Below are 18199 nucleotides of genomic sequence, written 5' to 3'. Positions count from 1 at the left end.
GTGTCGTCTCCGGTAGCCCCCGTCTCAAGAGTTGAGCACCGCCTCCATCACGGCCCGCGCGATCGGCGCCGCCATCCCGCCCCCGGTGATCTCCCCCCGGTTGCCGGACGCGTCCTCCACGACCACCGCGACCGCGACCCTCGCCTCCAGATCGGTGTGGCCCTGCGCCCAGGACACGAACCAGGCGTACGGCGTCCCGGCGTTGCCGATGCCGTGCTGGGCGGTGCCGGTCTTGCCGCCGACCGTCGCGCCGCGGATCGCGGCGTTCGTCCCCGTGCCCTTGCGCACCACGTCCCGCATCAGCTGCCGCATCCGGGCCGCGGTCGCCGGGAGCATCACCTGGCGCGCGGGAAGCGAACCGGCCGTGGACACCGTCGCCCCGTTCGCCCGGAGCCTGCGCTCCACCAGGTACGGCGGCCGCAGCTGCCCGCCGTTCGCGACGGCCGCAGCGACCATCGCCATCTGCAACGGCGTGGCCCGCGTGTTGTACTGGCCGATCGACGACAGCGCCAGCTGTGCCCGGTCCACGGACGTGTCGAAGGTGCTGCGCGCCACCGCGAACGGAACCCGCAGGTCCGTGTCGTTGAAGCCGAAGGCCTGCGCCGTGGACACCATGGCCTCCGCCCCGACGTCCACGCCCAGCTTCGCGAACACCGTGTTGCACGACCACTGGAACGCCACCCGCAGCGGCGCGTTCTCGCAGCCCTCGGACTCGTTGGCCAGCTTCGTCGTCGTCCCGGGCAGCCGGTACGGGTCGGGGGAGTCGGTCGGCGCGTCGACGTCCCGGACCACACCCGCGTCCAGCGCGGCCGCCGCCGTGACCACCTTGAACGTCGAACCCGGCGGATAGGTCTGCCGTACGGCCCGGTTGAGCATCGGCTTGTCCGGGTCGCCGGTCAGCCGCGCCCACGCGCCGGCCGTGGCCGGGCCGTTGCCGGACAGCTCCGCCGGGTCGTAGGAGGGGGCGGACACCAGCGCCAGGATCCGCCCCGTCGCGGGTTCGATCGCCGCCACCGCGCCCTTCCGGCCGCCCAGCCCCTTGTACGCCGCCTGCTGCGCGCCCCGGTCGAGGGTCGTGACGACGTCGCCGCCGGGGTTGCGGGCACGGGTGACGTCGTTGAAGAGGGGGAGCGGGGTGAGCAGCGGATCGGTGCCGGACAGGACGCCGTCCTCGGTGTGCTCCAGGAAGGTCGTGCCGTACCTCTGCGAGGAGTAGCCGGTGACGGGCGCGTACAACGGCCCTTCCGGGTACGTCCGTTCATGGCGGAGCCGGCCGCCGGTGTCCCGGGAGCCGGTGACCGGCCGGTCGCCGACCAGGATGTTGCCGCGAGGCTGCCGGTAACGGGCGATGTCGGGGCGGCGGTTGGCCGGGTTGTGGTCGTAGGACGGGGCCTGGACGACCTGGACGCGGGCGGCGTTGACCAGGAGCGCCAGGAACAGCAGGGCGCAGAAGGCGGCCGCGTGCCGGATGTGCCGGGTCACGGCGCCCCCTGTCCGTCGAACTGCCGGCGGGCCGAGTGGCTCACCCGGATCAGCAGGGCCACGATCGCCCAGTTGGTGACGACCGACGAGCCGCCCTGCGCGAGGAACGGCATCGCCATGCCGGTCAGCGGGATCAGACCGGTCACCCCGCCGGCGATGACGAACACCTGGAGCGCCCAGATCGACGCGAGCCCCACCGCGAGCAGCCGTCCGAAGGGGTCGCGCAGGGCGAGGCCCGCCCGGTAGCCCCGCTCCACGAGGAGGCCGTACAGGAGGAAGATCGCGGAGAGGCCGGCCAGGCCGAGCTCCTCGCCCGCGGTGGCCAGGATGAAGTCCGACTTGGTGGCGAAGCCGATGAGGACGGAGTGGCCGAGGCCGAGACCGGTGCCGAGGACCCCGCCGGCCGCGAAGGCGAACAGCGACTGCGCGAGCTGGTTGGGGCCCTGGCCCGCCTCGATCGACGCGAACGGGTGCAGCCAGTCCTCGACCCTGCCGTGCACGTGGGGCTCGAGGCGGCCGACGGCGACCGCGCCGAGCACCGCGAGGAGCAGACCCACCGCGATCCAGCCGGTGCGGCCGGTGGCGACGTACAGCAGGACCACGAACAGGCCGAAGAAGAGCAGGGAGGTGCCGAGGTCGCGCTCAAGGACCAGGACGCCGACGCTCAGCAGCCAGATGGCGAGGACCGGGCCGAGCGCGCGGCCCGTGGGGAGCTGGAGCCTGGTGAACCTCCAGACCGTGCGGCCCGTGTACGCGAGCGCGCTGCGGTTGGCGGCGAGGTAGGCGGCGAAGAAGACGGCCAGCAGCACCTTCGCGAACTCGCCCGGCTGGATGGAGAAACCGGCGATCCTGATCCAGATACGGGCGCCGTTCACGGCCGGGAAGAAGATCGGCAGGGTGAGCAGGACAAGGGCGGCGACCACGCACACGTAGGCGTAGCGCTGGAGGACCCGGTGGTCGCGCAGCGCGGCGACGACCACGATGAACAGGCCCACGCCGAGCGTGGACCACACGAGTTGGGTGGGCGCCGCCGAGTCGTCCGGGGTCTCCAGGTCGAGCCGGTAGATCAGCACCAGGCCGAGGCCGTTGAGCAGTACGCCGATGGGCAGCAGCAGCGGGTCGGCGTACGGGGCGCGCACCCGCACCGCGACATGCGCCAGCAGGGCGAGTACGCCGAGCCCGGCACCGTAACCGGCGGCGCCGGGCGGGAGGGTGCCGCTGCGGGCGATGCCCACGTCGCAGTAGCCGCACACGGACAGCAGGACGGCGACGAGGATGAGGGCGAGTTCGACGCCCCGGCGCCGGGGGAGGCGCGCGGCGGGCGCCTGCGCGTCCGTCGCGGCCAGAGGGGTGCCGACCTTGGTCATGTCCGGAACTTATCCAAATGGGGCCTCTTGTGAGGCTTGCGCGGCTTGAGTGTTGCCGTTCGAAGGGTCAGCACCATCGCGGAGGAGTTCCGATGGTGGCGATGTACCGGGCCGACCCCCAGGCCCAGGCGCCGTCCGTGAGGCGGTACCACGTGCGGTTGCCCAGCACGTTCTGGCCCGTCTTCTTGCAGTAGATGGTGACGTAGTCACCCCGCACGGCGAACCGGAGCGCCCGGCTGCCGTCGGTCGGCTCGCTGCGCAGCACCAGCCGGTTCGCCGTGACGATGCCCTTGTACAGGCGCGGGGCGCGCGTGTCGCCGCCCTGGGCGGCGGCGGTGGTGGGGGCGGCGAGGACCGTGGTGAGAGCGGTGGTGACGGCGGCTATGAGCAGACGTGCGGCACGCGGGCGAGCGGGCATGGGATACCTCCCTGAAGGGGGCAGATGCTGATCATTCGCCACGTTAGGACGGGTGCGCGGACGGCGCCCGTCACACTGCGCCATCGGGGACGCCCGGCCCCCGCTGGGGCAACGTCAGGGTCGCCACCGCCCCGCCGTCCGGCGCGTTCGCGAAGTCCAGCCGCGCGCCCAGCACCTCCGTCTGCCCCAGGGCGATCGTCAGTCCCAGCCCGTGCCCCTTCGCCCCGCCCTCGGTGCGGAACCGCTGCGGCCCGTGCACCACGAGGTAGTCCGGATAGCCGTCCCCGTGGTCCCGCACGGTCACCACGGGCCCGTCGACCGTCAGCACCACCGCCGGGCGCCCGTGCCAGTGCGCGTTCGCGATCAGGTTGCCCAGCACCCGCTCCAGCCGCCGCCGGTCGGTCTCCACGCGGGCGTCCCGCACGACCCGGACCTCGGTGTCGGTACCGGAGGCCCGTACGACCCGCTCGGCCAGCGCCCCGAGCTCCTCGGTGTCGACCTCCAGCCGCTCCCGCCCGGTGTCGAGGCGGGAGATCTCCAGCAGGTCCTCGGTGAGGGTGCGCAGCGCGGCGACCCGGTCGCGCACCAGCTCCGTCGGCCGGCCCGCGGGCAGCAGCTCCGCCGCCGCGTGCAGACCGGTCAACGGGGTGCGCAGCTCGTGCGCCACATCAGCGGTGAACCGCTGCTCGCTCAGCAGCTTGCCCTGCAGGGAGGACGCCATGGAGTCCAGTGCGGCGGCGACCGCGGCCACCTCGTCCTGGGGGCTGCTCGACTCCTTCGTCAGCGGGTCGTTCACGCGCGCGTCCAGATCTCCGGCGGTGATCCGCCGGGCCACCCGCGCCGTCTGGTGCAGCCGTCCGGTCACCCGGGTCACCGCGAACGCGCCCACCATCAGCGTCGCCCCGATCGCCAGCCCCGACGACCACAGGATGGCCGAGTCCAGCCCCTGGATCGTCCGGGCCTGCTGTCCGTAGTCGACCGCGACGGCCAGCGCCCGTCCGCCGTCGGCGGGCCCCGCCGCCCACATCGTGGGCCGCCCGCGGTGCTCGGCGACCATCGTCCCGCGCTCCCCGGCCGCCGCCAGCTCCCGCAACGGCTCCGGCAGCCCCTCGGGGTCGACGCCGGCATCGGGCCGCAGCGAGTCCCCGGCCTCGAACGCCGCCGTCGCGTCCGTCAGCCGCGACAGCGCGAGGTCACGGGCCTGGCCGACGGTCTGGTTCGTCACCTGCACATGCACGAGCACACCGAGCAGGGCGGCCAGCGCGCAGCACATCACGGTGATGAAGACCGCGGCCTTCACGGCGAGCGTGGCGGTCCACCGGGGGAGCGCGAGTCTCATCGGAGGGCCGCCGAGGAGGCGGCGGAGTCGGTCCCGGCAGAGCCGGTAGAGGGGTCGGCGGAGTCGGTCTCGGAAGAGTCGGTCGAGGAGGCGACGGAGTCGGACTCGTCAGAGCCGGTCGAGGGGTCGGCGGAATCGGTCTCGGAAGAGTCGGGCGAGGGGGACCGGGACGGTTGGGGGGAGCGGGTGGAGCGGGGGGCGTGCGGGGGGTGTCTTCTGCCGTCGCTGCGCAGCATCTCGTCATGGGTGAGCAGCATCGCCTTCTGCTCCTCGTCCCAGGTCCACTGCAGGCGGTACTCGTACCCCGCGATGTCCGACGGCGAGCGGACGATCACGGACCGCCCGGCCAGCTCGACCGCGCTCACGGCGTCCTCGTAGTGCATGACCTGCACCAGCCGGTGCTTGTCCACGGTGTAGACGCGGACGGCCGTCAGTGTGCCGGGCAGCAGCCGGAAGCCGAGCGTCAGGTCGTCGCGTCCGTCGCCGGTCAGGTCCCGGTAGTACGGCTTGAGCACGGGACACCGGGCGCGGTCCCCGCCCGTACCGCAGTCGCCCATCCGGGCCGCGGTCTCGCGGTACGGCGCCTTCCCGCCCTCGTAGTCGCCCGGGTTCCCGGCGATCTCCTCGCGCACGATCGCGGCCGGGTCCACCCTGCGGAGGTCGTCGCCCGGGACGGCGACGCCCTTCACCACGTCGGTCTCCGCCTCGTCGAAGTCGAAGGCGGGGGAGGACGCCGGCGGAAGGTCCGGCCAGAGCCGGGCCGGGCTGATCGCGGTCGGGGTCGCCCCGGCGCCACGCAGCCCACCGGCGTCACCGCAGGCCGCGGTGGCGGCTGCCAGAAGGGTGACGGCACCGAGGGCGAGGACTGCGCGCGAGGGACGTCTGGGAGGCACGGGGCTCCTGTGGTCGAGGACGGGCAACGGCCCCGTACACCTTATTCGTAGGGAAGTCCTATTTGCGTTCGCGTGGTCGCTGCGCCCGCGTCACCAAGGGCTACTCGGCCAGCTCCTCCAGCAGCCGGGCCGTGGAGAGCCCGGCCCGCAGGTACTCGACGAACAGCTCGTTGTGCAGCGCCCACGGAGAGCGGCGGGAGCGTATCAGCCGGATCGCCTCCTCGGCGGAGTGGCCCCGGCGGGCCAGGGCGTGGGCGACGACCAGGCCCGAGCGGTTGTACCCGTGGAAACAGCGCACGAGGACCGTGCGCCCCGCCTCCAGCGCGTCGCCCGCGGCCTGCGCGAGCCGCATCACGCCCGCGAGCTGCGTCCCGTCGAGCGGACCGTCGGGGATGGGCCACACCTGGTGCTCCACGCCTGGTCCCGGCCCGTGCCCCGGCAGCCGCAGCAGCGTCTGGACGAGGTCGAACTCCTCCCGCACGACGGCGAACTCCAGCTGTCCGGCGTGGCTCCGGAACTCGTGCCCACCCATCCACAGACCGGGCACGATCTCGCTCCACGCGTTGTCCGGAGCCGGTACGTCGGGCTGCTTCCCGCGAGTACGCAAACGCGCCTCCCCAAGTCCCGCTCCCAACTCCCTCTCAAAGGTAGCCGGGTTCTTGCCCCTGGAGCACCCCGCCTGTTCCCATGGTCATGGGGTGATGCTCATGAGTGGACTGCGCGTCATACCGACCTGGCGCCACGGCCAGGAACGGCTGTACGTATGTCTCCCGGACGGCAGGAACGTCGCCTGGTACGACCGTGAGGCGGCTCGGGTCAACCTGCTGAGCGAGGACCGTGCCGAGGACGTCCTCGAAGCCCTCCGGCCCTTCCTGACCGGCCAGGTCACGGTGGGTCCGCCGCCCGTCCCGACCCCCGCCGAGCTGGCCCGGCTCTCCCTCCACCCGGACGACGACCTCGCCCCCAACCGCCCCGGCGAGGCCCTGCTGGTCGCCCTCGACCGCGACCCCGGCCCGCCCCGCCGCCTCCGCCCCGACCCCCGGCGCCGGGAGCTCGCGGCACAGCAGGCGGTCGGCGACGCCCTGGACCGGCTGGACGGCGCGGGCTGGCACACCCTGCACTCCGTCCCGCTGCCCGGCGGCGACCTCGTCCACCACCTGGCCATCGGCCCGGGCGGCCTCTTCGCCGTCCACGCCCTGTACGCCCACAAGCACCGGGTCCTGATCACCGACCCCATGGTCGCCCTGAGCCGCCGCGACCCCCACCCCCTCCTCCGCCGCCTCCGCTCCACCGCCGACCGCGCCTCCTACGCCCTGACCGCCGAGGTCCACCCCGTCCTGGCCCTGACGGACCCGGCGGAGATCACGGTCACGGGCCCAGTGCGGGAGGTGCGTGTACTGAGGGACACGGAGATCGCCGATCTGGCCCGCCTGGGCGGTGTGCTGAAGCCGGCGGACGTGGAGGCGTTGCACGCGGTGGCGAGGGACAGGAGGACATGGACACGGGTGTGATGCGACGCAGGTGAGTGGAGACGCTTGGGGGCGCGGGGAACTGCGCGACAAGCCACAACGAGCCCGCACTCGCAAAACAACAGATCAAGGCAGTACCCCGGCGCCCCCCACATCAAGAAGCGGCGCCAACAAATCACCGAGATCCCGCACACGCGACGCGACGTCCCCCGCCAGAAACGTCAACCCCGCCCCACCCTCACACCCCTCCACCTCGTCCCAGGTAACCGGCGCCGAAACCGCCGGCTCCGCCCGAGCCCGCAATGTATACGGCGTAGCCGTCGTCTTCCGCGCCGCGTTCTGACTCCAGTCGACGAACACCTTCCCCGGCCGCAAGCTCCGCGTCATCCTGTGCACCACCAACCGCGGCATCACCTTCTCCGCCTCCACGGCCAGCGCCTTCGCGTACTCCGTGGCCCGCTCCGAGGACACCGGCCGCAGCGCCGCCAGCAGATGCAGCCCCTTCGAGCCCGACGTCTTCGCGTACGCCTCGATCCCGTCCGCAGCCAGCCGCTCGCGCAGCCACAGCGCGACCTCGCAGCACTCGACGACGGTGGCGGGCGCCCCGGGGTCGAGGTCGAACACCAGCCGGTCGGCGAGGGCCGGTGCCTGGATCAGCCACTGGGGGGTGTGGAACTCGGTGACGAGGTTCGCCGCCCACATCAGTGAGGCCAGGTCCTGCACCAGCACCATCCGCGCGGGCCCCTCCGACCGCGGCACCTCGGCGGTCGTGACCCACTCGGGCGTACCCGGCGGCACGTTCTTGGCGAAGAACACCTGCCCGTCCGGCCCGTCCGGGTAGCGCAGGAAGGACAGCGGCCGATCGCGCAGGTGGGGCAGGAGGGCGTCGGCGGTCGTGGCGTAGTAGTGCAGCACCTCGCCCTTGGTGAAGCCGGTCGCCGGATAGAGCACCTTCTCCAGATTGCTGAGCGCGAGCCGCCGCCCCTCCACCTCTGTGATCGGCGTCATACGATGAGAATCTCAGACATGACGGTGGAAAGTCATACAAGCCACCCCGAACCGATCGAAAGGGTGCCGCACGTGAGATCCATCTGGAACGGCGCGATCTCGTTCGGGCTGGTCAGCATCCCGATCAAGCTGGTGAACGCCACGGAGAGCCACTCGATCTCCTTCCGCCAGATCCACATGGAGGACGGCGGCCGCATCCGCTACCGCAAGGTCTGCGAACTGGAGGACCGCGAGGTCAGCGGGGCGGAGATCGGCAAGGGGTACGAGGACGCGGACGGCACCATCATCCCGATCACCGACGAGGACCTGGCCCACCTGCCGATCCCGACCGCCCGGACGATCGAGATCGTCGCCTTCGTGCCGGGCGACCGGATCGACCCGCTCCAGATGGACGCCGCGTACTACCTCCAGGCCGGCGGCGCCCCGGCCGCCAAGCCGTACACGCTGCTGCGCGAGGCCCTCAAGCGCAGCCAGAAGGTCGCCATCGCGAAGTACGCGCTGCGCGGCCGCGAACGGCTGGGCATGCTGCGGGTGGTCGGCGACGCCATCGCCATGCACGGGCTGCTGTGGCCGGACGAGGTCCGCGACCCCCAGGGCGTCGCCCCCGACACCGACGTCACCGTCCGCGACCAGGAGCTCGACCTCGCGGACGCCCTGATGGACACGCTGGGCGAGGTCGACCTGGAGGACCTGCACGACGAGTACCGCGAGGCCGTCGAGGAGGTCATCGCGGCGAAGGCGGCCGGCGAGACCCCGCCCGAGGCCCCGGAGCCCGCGGCGAGCGGCAAGGTGCTGGACCTGATGGCGGCCCTGGAGAAGAGCGTGCGGGCGGCGAAGGAGTCGCGGGGCGAGGAGGCGGAGGTCGCCCAGCTGTCCTCCCGCGCCACCCCGAAGGAGACCGGCGCCAAGAAGTCGACGTCCACCGCGAAGAAGACGGCCGCGTCCGGCTCCGCGAAGAAGACCGCCGCGTCCGGCTCCGCGAGGAAGTCCACGGCGAAGACGGCGAAGTCGGCACAGGGCGCCAAGAAGACGGCGGCCAAGAGCACGGCGAAGAAGTCGACATCCACGGCGAAGAAGACCGCAGCGAAGAAGACGGCGTCCCGCAAGCGCACCGCCTGACCGCACGCCCCGGCCGGGACCGCGACCCCGCCCACCCACGTGGTGGGAAGCGGGGGTCTCACGTGGTCGTCGAGGCCTCGCGTGGTCGTCAAGCCCTCGCGTGGTCGTCGAAGCCTTCGACCCACAGCCCACCGCGAGCCGTACGAACCAGGCAACCCCCGTCACGTCTCGGTCCACGGGGCGGCCGAGAATGGACGCCCGCCTGGTCCGCCGCCGTGTTCCTCTGGTCGGGGCCGTGGGGCTGGGCCGCACAACCCCTCGTCGCCACGGTGGGCGGCCCGGCCCCCTGGTGGGGACTCGGGGCGGCCCTGTCCGTGGCGTCCCTGGCCGCATTCGCCCTGCTCGCCGCCCGGGGAACCCCGCTCATCTCCGTCGGCGCGCTGCGCCGCCGGGCGACGGTGGCCTCCTCCGTCGCGACCTCCCTGGTGATGCTCGACCTGCGGCAGGCCAGAGCCGGACTCCCCTCCCTGAAGGAGAGCCGGTCCCGCCCCACCGTACGACTGCCCATGCCCCGCCACCCCCGACTCCTGGTCCCCTGGCGGGACGCGACCGCGCTGCTGCGCGCCACCGGCCGCCTCGGCTGGGCGGCGGTGTGGACCACGACCGCGGTCGCGCTCACCGTGACGGCCACGCAAGTCCGCGCGGACGCCCGCGAGTTGGTGTGTGTCGTCGCCCTCGTGGCCCAGTACCTGGCCGCCGCCCAGCTGACCGAGCCCGCCCGCCTGGAGAGCGACGACGTACGCCGCTCCACCGCACTGCCGTGGACCGCACGCCAACTGGCGCTCTGGCACGCGGTCGTCCCCACGGTCCTGCTCTACGCCGGACTGGGCGTCGGCGCCGCGGTGTGCGCGCCGGCCGGAGCGGCCCGACCCGGCCTCGCGGTGCTCGCCGCCGCGGTGCCCGCCTTCGTCGCCGCCGCGCTCGTCAGCTCCTACCGGGGCGTCATCCCCGCGCACATCCTGGTCGGCACCCAGACCGCCACGGGCAGCACGGCCCCGGTGCAGACCTTCGTGTGGTACCTGCGCGGCCCGCTGGCCGCGCAGATCGTCACGGTGCCGGTGCTGGTGAGCGTGGTCCACGACGGGACGTACTCGCCGCTGCGGCTGATCGGCCAACTCACGGCCGGAGCGGCCGGGTTGTGGTGGGCGGGGCGGACGGCGCATCGACTGCTCAAGGGGTGAGGTCGTCCGTTCGCACAAACCGGAAGCCACGCACGCGGAGCCGCATCCCCATCTCCTGGCCGCAGACATTCCGAAGGTACCGCCGGGAGCGCACCCCTCTCGCTTGCTGGCGTCAGACTTTGATGACGGTGACGCGAGAGCCGCACAGGGCGCTCAGATCCTCGACGTCGCCTGCATGTGCGGCCCCTGGCAGCGCGTCCAGGGGCCTCGTCGTTGTCGGATGTCTCAGCTCAGCGGATAGCCGGAGTGCGCGATGTCCCGCGCGAGATCGGACAGGGTGATCTCTGAGTTCAAGGCACTGACCACGCGCTCGGTCAGGGGGCGCGATGCGAAGACGTGACGAACCGCTTCCAGGTCGACAGGGACCTCGTAGTAGTCCTCGGCCCACTCCTGAAACGCCTCTGGCGAGCGATCCACCAGCAGTTGGAAGAGGTACTCGGCGCCATCCGGGTCTTCCGATGTCTCCTCGGGGAAGTCGATCGTCCCTGTTCTCCAGCCGTCGTCTCCCGTCTCTCGCCACATGCACGCAGTGACGAGGGGCATCCCGTCCTCATCCGAGAACGCGGGCTCCTCAACGCAGGGCCGGAAGACGGCGGGAACCTCATCGAGCACCCCGGGCCAAGGCCCGTCCTCTGCGTAGGGGCTCATGGGTGATTCGTGATCGAACCCACGGATGTAGGCGCCGCCGGCCGTGAAGACGATTGAGTACTCGTCTCCCGATCCGTTTTGCATGGAGGCCATCGACGCGCCCTCCGACCAGTTGTCGTTGAAGGAGTGGTAGCGGTCCCCCCATTCAGGGCTCAGGACTGCGTCCAGGATGGCCAGAGAACGGCAGTGCTCACGGAGGACGGCTATCCCGGGCAGCTGCCCGGCAACATCTTGAACGGTCACGCCCTCATCCAAGCGCACACCGCTGACCGGCCAGGTCCCTGCTTGGCGGGTGACGGTCTAAGTAGACGTGAGAACCACGGAGGGCCTGCCTCACCTGCGGCAATGCCCCAAGACCCCGTGCACGCCCCGTCCGCAGCCCCCGACATACAGCCGCCCCGCCTAGCACACCCCTGCACATAGGTGAAGACCCCGTCTCAGCAAAAGCGCTGATGGCGGGGTCTTTGGGCACCTTATCCAAGGTGTCCCCGGCCGAATTCGAACCTGCGCACACGGCTCTGCGAGAGACCGTCTTCGTGACCAAGCCGGACCTGGCCCGCACGATGATCGAGCGGTTCTGGGACGCCGGACACGGCGTCGGCTGGGTCACCGGGAACGAGGTCTACGGCGGCAACCCGAAACTGAAGAAGCTCATCGAACCCGTTCGACGCGCCGGGTGGCAAGGGGCCACCGCGGACCTCACCGGTCGCGGCCGGGAGGTGCGGGCCTCACGGGGTGGCGCGCGTCCGGCTGCGGGACCGGTATCCGGCGATCTTGGCGAGGTTGCCGCAGCGTTCCATGGAACACCAACGGCGGCGGCGGGCCTGGGAGTCGTCCAGGAAGAGCAGGGAGCAGTCGTGGTTCCCGCACTTCTTGACCCGCTCCAGCAGGGGGCCGCGCACCAGCAGGACGGCGTCCCGGGCCACCGTCGTCAGCGCGGCACGCGCCGGATGCCGGGCCGTCCAGCGGCGTTCGCCCAACTGGGGGGCCAGGTCAGGGCGGGCCGCGCTCTCGTTGACCAGCACCACGTCGGCCGGGTCCGGATCGTCGTCGGCCATCGCCGACCGCAGGACGCGGTAGAGCGCCTCGCGCAGCACCCGGGCCTCGGTCAGGTCGCCGGCGGTGACTTGTACGGGGCCCCCGTCCGGCGTGAGCCCGGCCTCGTGGAACCAGCGGGCCAGCGCGGCGGCGTCGGGGATCCGCTCGACCGGGGTGGCGTGCCGCCTGCCGAGCGTGGCGACGAAGTCCAGGCAGGGGCGGCCCCCGACGAAGGGGAAGGCGAGCACCGGGTCGGACGCACTGGTCATGCGAACGATCCTAACCCGCCTTGACACCGGTTCATGTGGTGTCGCAGGGTGACACCACATGAACCGGTGTCAGTCGTCCCGGCGGCTGCGACAGGAAGCGGGTGGGGTATGCGTGCGGTGCGGATCGACAAGTTCGGCGGGCCCGAGGTGCTGGTGCCGGTCGAGGTGCCCGATCCCGTGGCGGGGCCCGGGGAGGTGCTCGTACGGATCGCCGCGGCGGGCGTGAACCGGGCGGACGCCCTGGTCAGGTCCGGGGTCTACCACCGGGCCGGGCGGCCGCCGCTGATTCCGGGCGCGGAGGCGGCGGGGACCGTCGCCGCGGTGGGGGACGGAGTGACCGGGCTGGAGGTCGGGCAGCGCGTGGTGGCCCTCGACGCGGGCGCCGCTCCCGGCTTCTACGCCGAGTTGGCAGCGGTGCCCGTCGGGCAGGTGGTGGCCCTGCCCGACGCGCTGGACCTGACGACCGCGGCCGCGCTGCCGATCGCATGGCTGTCGGCCTGGTACTGCCTGCGGCACCTCGCCGGGGCCGGCAAGGGGGACACGGTCGTGGTGAAGGCCGCCGCGAGCGGGGTGGGCAGTGCGGCCGTGCAGATCGCCGCCGAGGCCGGCGCGCGCGTCGTCGCGCTCGCCGGGTCACCGGAGAAGGCCGCGTGGGCTGGGGAGTTCGGCGCATACGCCACCGTCGACACCTCCGCGTACCCCGGTGACGCCGAGGTCGAGGAGGTGCTGCGGATCACCGGCGGGCGCGGCGCGGACGTCGTCCTGGACACTGTGGGCGGCAGTGCCTTCGCCCGCAGCCTGCGCGAGGTGGCGCACGGCGGCCGGGTGGTGGCGCTGGCCAATGTCGCACTGGAGCCCAGCACCGTCGACACCCGCGACTTCTACCCGAAGAACGCCTCGATCCTCGGCTTCCAGCTCACCAACCTGCAGATCCACGGCTACGACCCGCGGGCCGACCTGCGGGAACTGGCCGAGCGCGTCGCGGACCGGACGTACCGGGTGCCGGTCGAGACCGTGCTGCCGCTCGAGGAGGCCCGGGCCGCCCACGAGCGGCTGGAACGGCGGGACAACCGCGGCAAGATCGTCCTCGCCGTCGGGGAGGCCTGACCTCAGGCGTACAGCTTGTCGAGGAAGGCGAACACACCGCCCTCGCGAAGATCGCTGCCGGGTTCGGACTCACGACCTGACCGCGGCCCGCACCCACCGGATCATCCGCATCTGCGAGCGCCAGGGCGTCCCCGTCCTGGCCGCCCCCGCCTACCAGGGCGGTGGCCCCTGGGTGACCACGGGCATCAAACGCAGGCCCCTGTAGGAACTCAGCCTCACCGAGAAGACCGTCAACCGGGCCCTGACGGCGGCACGGGCACCGGTCGAACGCGGCGTCGCACGCCTGAAGTCCTGGCGGATCTTCCGCAGATCCCGCTGCAGCCCCAACCACATGACGTCAATCGCCAAAGTCATCCTCACTCTGGAGCGGCAACGCTGAAGAAGCTCAGTCATCCCCGCGGGGAGTGGTTCACCTGTTTCAGCGGGTTGCGATGGCATCTGCGACGCTGAAGACAGCGTCGCACTCGGCGCATTGCGCCTTACCGAAAAGATAAGTCAACTTGCCCGCGACATCGGCCTGGTTGTCGGCGAGCGCGCGACTGTGCAGTCTTTGGGCCAGCCCCTCCAGCGCTGAGGAGTCTGCAGGCTGAAGAGGGATCTTCTTTGCCGCGGTCTCGTTCATGTACATGCTGTCTGTGGTCGAGAAGAAGCCGTACTCACCGAAGGCTATGAAGTTCTCGGCGCTACACGCGGGGCAGGGCACCTCGTACTCGTCATCGTTCAGGCCGTCGAGTTGTTCGCCCCAAACCTCGACATCTTCAAAGCCGAGGAGTGCGGCGAGCAAGTAGACGTAAGTTCCGGGGTCATCGCTGAGGCTCGGCTCCCGAAGAGCTTCCTCAGTCAGTTGCAGCAGGTCGGACATCTCCGGGGCGTAGGCCACGTGGGGATCTTGCTCGCCGTATGGCTGGTCAGTACTGGCCGCGATGGCGCCAGCCAGCAAGAGTGGTTGCTGCCTGTCCGCAGGCGACCACTGGCGCGCCAGGTCTCGTAGGGCCGACAAGGCCGCGTGGCTTGCCGAGTAGACGGTGCCCTGATGGCACAGTCGGGACCAGAGCTCGGTCCAGTCTGAATCGTTCGGGGCTTGGCTCACCGCGTCGAGCAGACCGGGAATGTCTTCTGCCGTGCCGTAAGCGTGGTGGAGCTGCGACCAGTCCGTCATGCCAGCGATCTAAGCAGTCGGGCGCCGCAGACTTCACGGCTGGGGGCGTGCCAGTCGCGCTGCCGTCGGAAGCAGTCGGCGACCTGCGGCGATGCTCCAAGATCCCGGCGATGCCTCGTCCACAGACGCTGACATACGGCCGCTCCGGACTGCATCTGCCTGCACATACGCGAAGACCCCGGCCTCAGCGTTTCCGCTGGTGACGGGGTCTTTGGGCGCCTCGTACAGGGTGCCCCCGGCAGGATTCGAACCTGCGCACACGGCTCCGGAGGCCGCTTAGCTACCAGGCAATCTCGCTGGTCAGGGCCCCCTACATGCTCAATCGACTGAGATAAGTCCACAGATGGTCCGCGGAGTCTAGCCACCACTTCGGGGATCCCATGACAGCCTTACGGGCTTCCGAAGGAAGCTGGGACGCCACGCCTGGATGCCAGTGGCTTCATCTCCCGCCCCTACTTGGCGCCATCTCACGGGACCTGCTCGCAGGGCGGGTCCTCAGTACTCGGTGCGCGGCCGGGTGGGCCAGCCCCGCCACAAGCCGGAGTCGCTGTTCGCCGACCGCGGATACGACCACGATGCCAACCCGGCCAGGTCTGCGACTGCGGCATCGTGCCAGGGATCACCCGGGCTGGGCACCTACCGATGGGTGATCGAGCGCGGTTTCGCCTTGCTGTGCGACTTCCGTTGCCTGCCTATCCGCTGGAGATGACGGGCTTACATCCAAGCAGCACTCCGCGAACTCGCCTGCTGCTTGATCACCCATTTAGCAGCAACTCATTGCGCCAGTAGAACTCAGCCGAGCTCGGTGACAGCCGCGTGAATCGCGCTGCGCAACGTCACGTCAACGCCCCGCTCGTTTCTGAGCTCCTGAAAATGACAAGCGCTGTGAGGATGCTGGCGGAGGACTGAGGCAACGATGGTTGCGGCCTGCCCGTCCAGGGAGCGCAGCCAGCGCCTGATCGAGTCCTGCGGTTTCCACTGGTCGAACGCGCCATCCCAGGCGCACATGCTGTCCGTCGCGGCATCTAGGAGCTCCCACTGCCTTTCACGGCTGGCGAGGGAGGCGATGCTCTGCAGCCACCAGATGGCCTGGTCGGCTTCACTGAAACGCGGCCACTGCCCCTGCTCGTCGCCCGCGACATGGGCGGCGAGGGCCTTGACCACCGCGACGGCCCGGGGAACGTCGGACAGCAGTGCAACGTCAGCGAACTTCACGTCGAGCGCGGTGACTGCCTCCAGGTAAAGCTCGTAATCGCCGGGCCGGTCGGCTGCCAGAGCGATCAGGGCGTCGGCCGCCGCACCATCTCCTCCGCCCGCCGTTTCCAGCAGTTGTCGGCCTCGGAGGATCGGCAAGCCAGGAGCGGGAGCCGTCTCCTTCTCGACAAGGTCGAGGAAGGCTGTGATGTTCTGCGGCCGCTGCTCGGGGTCGCGGTGCGCTGCCCGGCGCACGACCCCGTACCAGGGGCCCGGCGCTGGCAGCAGGGGGACGTTGGGCTGGGGCCAGGTGCCGGTCAGGACCCACCCAATGACCTGCCCGAGGCTGTAGATGTCGCTGGCGAAGGTGGCCTCGTGCGCGCTGCTGAACAGCTCGGGGGCGGCGAACCCCTCGGTTCCGATCGCTCCGTTGGTGAGGACGCCGAGGTCGCTGGTCTGGCCACGCGGGCGACGCACGATGCCCCAGTCGGCCAGCACCCACCGGTCCTCCAGGTACAGGATGTTGGATGGCTTGATGTCCCGGTGCAGCCACCCGTGCTCGTGCGCTGCGGCGAGCGCCGAGGCGACGGCGTCCACCAGGACCCGCAGCTTGCCCGGCGCCAGGAGCTCCGAGCGCAGGTCCTCGGCGGTGGCCCGGGCCATCGGCATCACGAACCAGGAGTGGTCCGGGCTGAAGTCGAGCACTGGCATCACGTGGGGGTGACTGCCTAACCGCTGCCCAAGTTCGATCTCCCGGGCCATGCGCCGGCGCTCCCGTGACCCCTTACTCAGCCGGCGCTTGAACGCCACGCTCACGCGCGACGCCTTGTGTACGGCTTCGAAAACCTCGGCCTGCCCGCCCTCCGCCAGCGGCAGCCGGGCGAGCCGGTAGTCCTTCCTCTCCCCACGGGCGGAGCCGCTCACCAGTCCGTACTCCTGCATCCGTGCCCCATCTTGGGAGGGGTCCCCCTGGCCGAACTCTTCGGCTGGCCGGTGCTCGGCGAGCTTGACCACGACAGGACGCACCTGGGACGGGTCGTGGTCCGGCAGGGAAGCGAGCAGGTAGACAGGCCCATTGGCTCTCTCGGCTTGGGCGAGGCCGAAGACCTGGGCGAGCCGGAGATCGGCCACCGTCTCAGCAGAGCGCTCTGCCACGAGGGTGCGGTGCAGTAGGACGTGGTTGCCGGACCCGTCGGGTGAGGCGCTGAGCACGCCGCCGTGCCCGTCGGCCAGCAGGTGCGCAGGGTAATGGCCGGCCGTCGGGATCCAGTCCTCACGCCGACCGGCGTCTGTGCTGCGCCCTAGGTCCACTATGGCGCTACTCCCGCCCGCGGCCAGGAAGAAGCGGCGTCCATCCAGCCAGACGGCCGAGCGGACCGCTGCCTCGAAGGCGATGGGGTAGCGCAGCTGGTCGCCGAGCTCGCTGCCGACGCGGGTCAGGGCGAGCGTGCCATCGCCGGTGCTGAAGGTGACGCCGGAACCGGAGAGCACCCACGGCTCCCCATCGGGTCCCGTCAGCAGTTGGGCTCCCTCTTCGAAGGCGCCGGCCAGGACGGTCAGGGCGCCGTCGTGCCAGCGGACCAGCGCCGGCCCACACATCACCAGCAGCTCACCATCGGGCTGAAGAACCGGGCTTCCGTGGCATCCGGACAGCTTCAGGCGCCAGCGCGCAGCGCCGCGCCCGCCAATTTCCGACACGCCGTGCGCGCCTGTGATCAGAAGGCTGCTCCCGCCAGGCCACGAAAGAGTTGCAAGTCCCGAAGGAGGATCCGCCACAGTCGGCCCCATGAAAAGCAGCTCAGCGGTCAGAGGTGCCTGGGTCTGCACCTCAACCTGAACCATCGGGCGCAGACGCGCCGCAGGCGTCATCGTCCATACGTGATCCGGAGGGCGGGAGGCGGTGAGTAGCTCCGCGAGCGGGACGTGGGTCTGACGCTGCCGGAAGGTGTCGCGGATCAGCTCTGGAAGGGACCGTAGGCCGGCTACGGCCGCGTCCAGATGAGTTCGGTCCAGCACCACGCCGAAGGCCCGCACGGCGTCCTCGACCCGGTCCAAATCGTCGTCTTCGGGCGTGACCGTGACCGTCCACCACAGCAGAGCCCATCGCTCGGACTCCAGCCCCGATCGGCGTGCGGCGAGCACTGCCCGGCCCATGGCATCGGTCGGACCGATGGCCAGACTGAGGAGGTAGTCCCGCCCTTCGTACTCGAAGCCAAGCCCGGGCAGCCCCTCAAGGTCAAGGCGCTGCACGGCGCCATCGTCGGTGACTTGGTTCAGGAGAGCGGCCACCAGTTCGGCGAGCCTCTCGTACCTCTCCGCATCGGTCGCGGTGTCGTCCTTAGCCCACTGGCCATAGTCGGCCAGCAGCGCCCGTGCCCCATCCACTCTGTTCGTGTTCTCCTGCGTCGCTAGGACCGGCCCCTGAAGCGCGGCCAGCGTGAGCGCATTGTGTCCCATCGAGTCCGCGCGGCGCCGAAGTTTGATGGCATCCGTCCCCACCAGCCACCC

At 71.1% G+C, this 18199-nt stretch carries 15 protein-coding genes and 1 pseudogene; 5 read left to right on the top strand and 11 right to left on the bottom strand.

Features of this window, described 5'->3' with window-relative positions; translation table 11 throughout:
* Positions 1-24: 24 nt before the first annotated feature.
* The 6 genes from ACGFNV_RS07560 to ACGFNV_RS07535 all read right to left on the bottom strand — a co-directional run bounded on the left by ACGFNV_RS07560 (position 25) and on the right by ACGFNV_RS07535 (position 6106).
* On the bottom strand, positions 25-1482 hold the full coding sequence (locus ACGFNV_RS07560; RefSeq protein ID WP_393620254.1) for a penicillin-binding transpeptidase domain-containing protein: 1458 nt from the start codon (positions 1480-1482) through the stop codon (positions 25-27).
* Complete coding sequence (locus tag ACGFNV_RS07555) at positions 1479-2849, bottom strand: FtsW/RodA/SpoVE family cell cycle protein (protein WP_393620252.1); 1371 nt, start codon at positions 2847-2849, stop codon at positions 1479-1481. The genes ACGFNV_RS07560 and ACGFNV_RS07555 overlap by 4 nt, the downstream gene beginning before the upstream one ends.
* Before the next feature lie 67 nt (positions 2850-2916).
* Positions 2917-3267: an SH3 domain-containing protein gene (locus ACGFNV_RS07550; protein ID WP_393620251.1), complete on the bottom strand. Its 351-nt coding sequence runs from the start codon at positions 3265-3267 to the stop codon at positions 2917-2919.
* Positions 3268-3337: 70 nt separating this feature from the next.
* Positions 3338-4606, bottom strand: a complete 1269-nt coding sequence (locus ACGFNV_RS07545; RefSeq protein ID WP_393620249.1) for an ATP-binding protein — start codon at positions 4604-4606, stop codon at positions 3338-3340.
* Positions 4603-5499 carry a hypothetical protein gene (locus ACGFNV_RS07540; protein ID WP_393620248.1) on the bottom strand — a complete coding sequence of 299 codons (897 nt, stop codon included), beginning with the start codon at positions 5497-5499 and terminating at the stop codon, positions 4603-4605. Before ACGFNV_RS07540 ends, ACGFNV_RS07545 begins: the two co-directional genes overlap by 4 nt.
* A 100-nt stretch (positions 5500-5599) precedes the next feature.
* Positions 5600-6106: a dual specificity protein phosphatase family protein gene (locus ACGFNV_RS07535; protein ID WP_393620247.1), complete on the bottom strand. Its 507-nt coding sequence runs from the start codon at positions 6104-6106 to the stop codon at positions 5600-5602.
* Between the two features lie 100 nt (positions 6107-6206).
* Here ACGFNV_RS07535 and ACGFNV_RS07530 point away from each other — a divergent pair, with 100 nt between their 5' ends.
* Positions 6207-7010 (top strand): nuclease-related domain-containing protein, encoded by an 804-nt coding sequence (locus tag ACGFNV_RS07530; RefSeq protein ID WP_393620245.1) that lies wholly within the window; start codon positions 6207-6209, stop codon positions 7008-7010.
* A gap of 84 nt (positions 7011-7094) precedes the next feature.
* On the opposite strand, the gene ligD is transcribed toward ACGFNV_RS07530, so the two are convergent.
* Positions 7095-7976 carry a non-homologous end-joining DNA ligase gene (ligD, locus tag ACGFNV_RS07525; protein WP_393620243.1) on the bottom strand — a complete coding sequence of 294 codons (882 nt, stop codon included), beginning with the start codon at positions 7974-7976 and terminating at the stop codon, positions 7095-7097.
* A gap of 72 nt (positions 7977-8048) precedes the next feature.
* Between ligD and ACGFNV_RS07520 the strand changes: the two genes are divergently transcribed.
* Together ACGFNV_RS07520 and ACGFNV_RS07515 are read left to right on the top strand one after the other, a co-directional pair.
* A complete protein-coding gene (locus ACGFNV_RS07520) occupies positions 8049-9095 on the top strand; it encodes a Ku protein (RefSeq protein ID WP_393620241.1) in 1047 nt (348 codons plus the stop codon).
* Positions 9096-9310: 215 nt separating this feature from the next.
* Positions 9311-10276 carry a hypothetical protein gene (locus tag ACGFNV_RS07515; RefSeq protein ID WP_393620240.1) on the top strand — a complete coding sequence of 322 codons (966 nt, stop codon included), beginning with the start codon at positions 9311-9313 and terminating at the stop codon, positions 10274-10276.
* Positions 10277-10501: 225 nt separating this feature from the next.
* Here the strand turns inward: ACGFNV_RS07515 and ACGFNV_RS07510 are convergent, their stop codons facing one another.
* On the bottom strand, positions 10502-11167 hold the full coding sequence (locus ACGFNV_RS07510) for a hypothetical protein (protein WP_393620238.1): 666 nt from the start codon (positions 11165-11167) through the stop codon (positions 10502-10504).
* Between the two features lie 485 nt (positions 11168-11652).
* Positions 11653-12231 carry a CGNR zinc finger domain-containing protein gene (locus tag ACGFNV_RS07505; protein ID WP_393620237.1) on the bottom strand — a complete coding sequence of 193 codons (579 nt, stop codon included), beginning with the start codon at positions 12229-12231 and terminating at the stop codon, positions 11653-11655.
* A gap of 108 nt (positions 12232-12339) precedes the next feature.
* Here ACGFNV_RS07505 and ACGFNV_RS07500 point away from each other — a divergent pair, with 108 nt between their 5' ends.
* Both ACGFNV_RS07500 and ACGFNV_RS07495 read left to right on the top strand, forming a co-directional pair.
* Positions 12340-13338 carry a zinc-binding alcohol dehydrogenase family protein gene (locus ACGFNV_RS07500; RefSeq protein WP_393620236.1) on the top strand — a complete coding sequence of 333 codons (999 nt, stop codon included), beginning with the start codon at positions 12340-12342 and terminating at the stop codon, positions 13336-13338.
* 64 nt (positions 13339-13402) lie between these two features.
* Positions 13403-13717: pseudogene (locus ACGFNV_RS07495) on the top strand (transposase family protein); the annotation flags it as partial.
* 39 nt (positions 13718-13756) lie between these two features.
* On the opposite strand, the gene ACGFNV_RS07490 reads toward ACGFNV_RS07495, so the two are convergent.
* Together ACGFNV_RS07490 and ACGFNV_RS07485 are read right to left on the bottom strand one after the other, a co-directional pair.
* Positions 13757-14497: a hypothetical protein gene (locus tag ACGFNV_RS07490; RefSeq protein ID WP_393620234.1), complete on the bottom strand. Its 741-nt coding sequence runs from the start codon at positions 14495-14497 to the stop codon at positions 13757-13759.
* Positions 14498-15289: 792 nt separating this feature from the next.
* Positions 15290-18190, bottom strand: coding sequence for a serine/threonine-protein kinase (locus tag ACGFNV_RS07485; protein ID WP_393620232.1), 2901 nt, complete (start codon positions 18188-18190; stop codon positions 15290-15292).
* Positions 18191-18199 lie beyond the last annotated feature (9 nt).

The sequence above is a fragment of the Streptomyces sp. NPDC048751 genome, from assembly GCF_043198595.1.
In the GTDB taxonomy this organism is placed as follows: Bacteria; Actinomycetota; Actinomycetes; order Streptomycetales; family Streptomycetaceae; genus Streptomyces.
The sequence above is the reverse complement of the archived record's forward strand: the minus strand, read 5'-3'. Positions and strand labels throughout refer to the sequence as shown.